A 2,338-nucleotide genomic window follows, 5' to 3' on the forward strand; every position below is an offset into this window, starting at 1 on the left:
TCTTTGTACAAAGATGGCCTTCCTTTGATGAAACGACTAATTCAAGCTCGTTGCTCTATTACTGCTCCTCCTACTCTTCCGATACCTCTCTAAACCTGACCAAACGTCTTTCCAAAAGAGCCACACCCAAATGGTATCAGCTCCAGAACCACCATTGATTGTGTCATTGCCACCATTACCGTCCAGGCGGTTTGCGCCGCTGGTACCGATGATGGTCTCACCCCCCTGAGAGCCCTCGACGTTCTCAAAATTGCGAATTGTCTCCGTATTACCTCCAGAAACCGAGGTGGTCTCAGTTGCCAGGTTGATGGTGACCCGACCGGAACTAAATGAGACATTGGAATAATCGATCGTGTCGATTCCTGTACCGCCATTGTGGATGTCGAAATTCACCAAATCGTCGTCGATTATCCGATCATTACCAGAACCACCATTGGTTCTGTCGGCTCCACCTTTACCATTGATGGTGTCATTGCCGCCAAATCCATTCAGAGTATCATTCCCAGGTCCACCATTGAGTGTATCGTTGCCAGGACCGCCGAATCTCACTACCATTGTTTTCTCCTTATATATTCTTACGTGCTGTTTTTGCTTGTTCTATAAACTCATCTCTCAAAATTCGGATTTTTACGCAAAACTCTATAAAAAATTTCAACTATATATAATGAATTAAACGCGAAGGCGCAAACAGCCCGTTAGAGTGGAGATGGGTAAGCAGGTTGATTTCTTGCCAGAGCAGGGTGATCAGGTCAACCATAGAAGTAGCCCCAGGGCGGCTAAGTCCCAGGGGCAGTGGTCAGAGGAGGATGATCAGTTTTGAGTAGGATAATCAGGTGATAATAGACTATTGCCCCCATTTCCAAATCTAGGGAATGGGGGCAATACCAACTAAACCTCCTAAGTCCTAATGAAGCTAAAATACCGCATCATTAATAAGACTAAAGCTGGTGTCATCTTGGAAGACGGCAATTAAGTCCCCCTGGTAATATAGATTTGTATCTAGTGCTGATGTACCACTAACATTACTGTAATTCATAGTGTAATCACTGATACCACCACCGAGCTGAACTTTATCACTTTGTGTCCCATCAAAGTCAGTGATTGTCGCGTATCCAGAGTTACCATCACCAAAGTAGCCAACCTTGATGCCAAAACCATTGTTACCTAATGCGAAGGTATCCGCACCCGTGCCACCAGTTAAGATGTCCCGTTCGCTGGAACTACTACCTCCATAACCATAAAGAGAGTCATTACCAGAGCCACCGGTAAGGGTGTCGTTGCCTAAGCCACCATATAAGTAGTCATTGTCAGAGCCACTATCAAGAATGTCGTTGCCTAGATCACCGAGAAGAACGTCAGTACCAGCCTTCCCATACAATTCGTCATTGCCAGATTTACCCCAGAGCAAGTTGTTGTCACTGTTACCACTGATGCTGTTGTTGAGGCTGTTACCGTGACCATAGTAAGCACTACCAGTCAGGGTCAAGTTTTCTACGTTGTCTCCTAGCATGTAGCTGATAGAGGAGTAGACTCTATCAATACCCTGATTGACATATTCGGTGACCACATCTCCGGTGTTGTCAACCGAATAGATGTCATTACCCATGCCACCATACATCGAGTCATTGCCTAGATCACCGATAAGAGCGTCATCACCATCATTTCCATATATGGTGTCGTTGCCAGATTTACCCCAGAGGACGTTGTTGGAACTGTTACCACTGATGATGTTGTTGAGACTGTTACCGTTGCCAGCGTAAGCACTACCAGTCAGGGTCAAGTTTTCTACGTTGTCTCCTAGGGTGTAGTTGATGGAAGAGTAGACTGTATCAATACCCTGATTGACGTATTCGGTGACCACATCCCCGGTGCTGTCAACCACATACCTGTCATTGCCCGTGCCACCATACATCTGGTCACTGCCAGAGCCACCATAAAGGTAGTCGTTGCCAGAGCCACCATAAAGGTAGTCGTTGCCTACATCACCGCTAAGAGTGTCATTACCACCATTCCCATACAAGTAGTCATTCCCAGATTTCCCCCAGAGGAAGTTGTTGGAACTGTTACCACTGATGCTGTTGTTGAGGCTGTTACCGTAGCCGTAGTAAGCACTACCAGTCAGGGTCAAGTTTTCCAGGTTGGCTCCTAGGCTGTAGCTGATGGAGGAGTAGACTGTATCAATACCCTGATTGAAGTATTCGGTGACCACATCCCCCGTGCTGTCAACCACATAGCGGTCATTGCCCGTGCCACCATACATCCGGTCACTGCCAGAGCCACCATAAAGGTAGTCGTTGCCAGAGCCACCATAAAGGTAGTCGTTGCCAGAGCCACCATA

General features: G+C 46.8%; 1 protein-coding gene and 1 pseudogene. Both read right to left on the minus strand.

Annotation, left to right across the window (positions count from 1 at the left end; all coding sequences use genetic code 11):
• Window positions 1–141: 141 nt before the first annotated feature.
• Window positions 142–555, minus strand: a pseudogene (locus F6K37_RS38590) (calcium-binding protein); the annotation flags it as partial.
• A 358-nt stretch (window positions 556–913) separates the two neighbouring features.
• Window positions 914–2,338 (minus strand): calcium-binding protein (locus F6K37_RS38595; protein WP_287256454.1); only part of this gene is annotated, 1,425 nt, incomplete at its 5' end.

Source organism: Moorena sp. SIO4E2 (assembly GCF_010671945.1).
In the GTDB taxonomy this organism is placed as follows: domain Bacteria; phylum Cyanobacteriota; class Cyanobacteriia; order Cyanobacteriales; family Coleofasciculaceae; genus Moorena; species Moorena producens.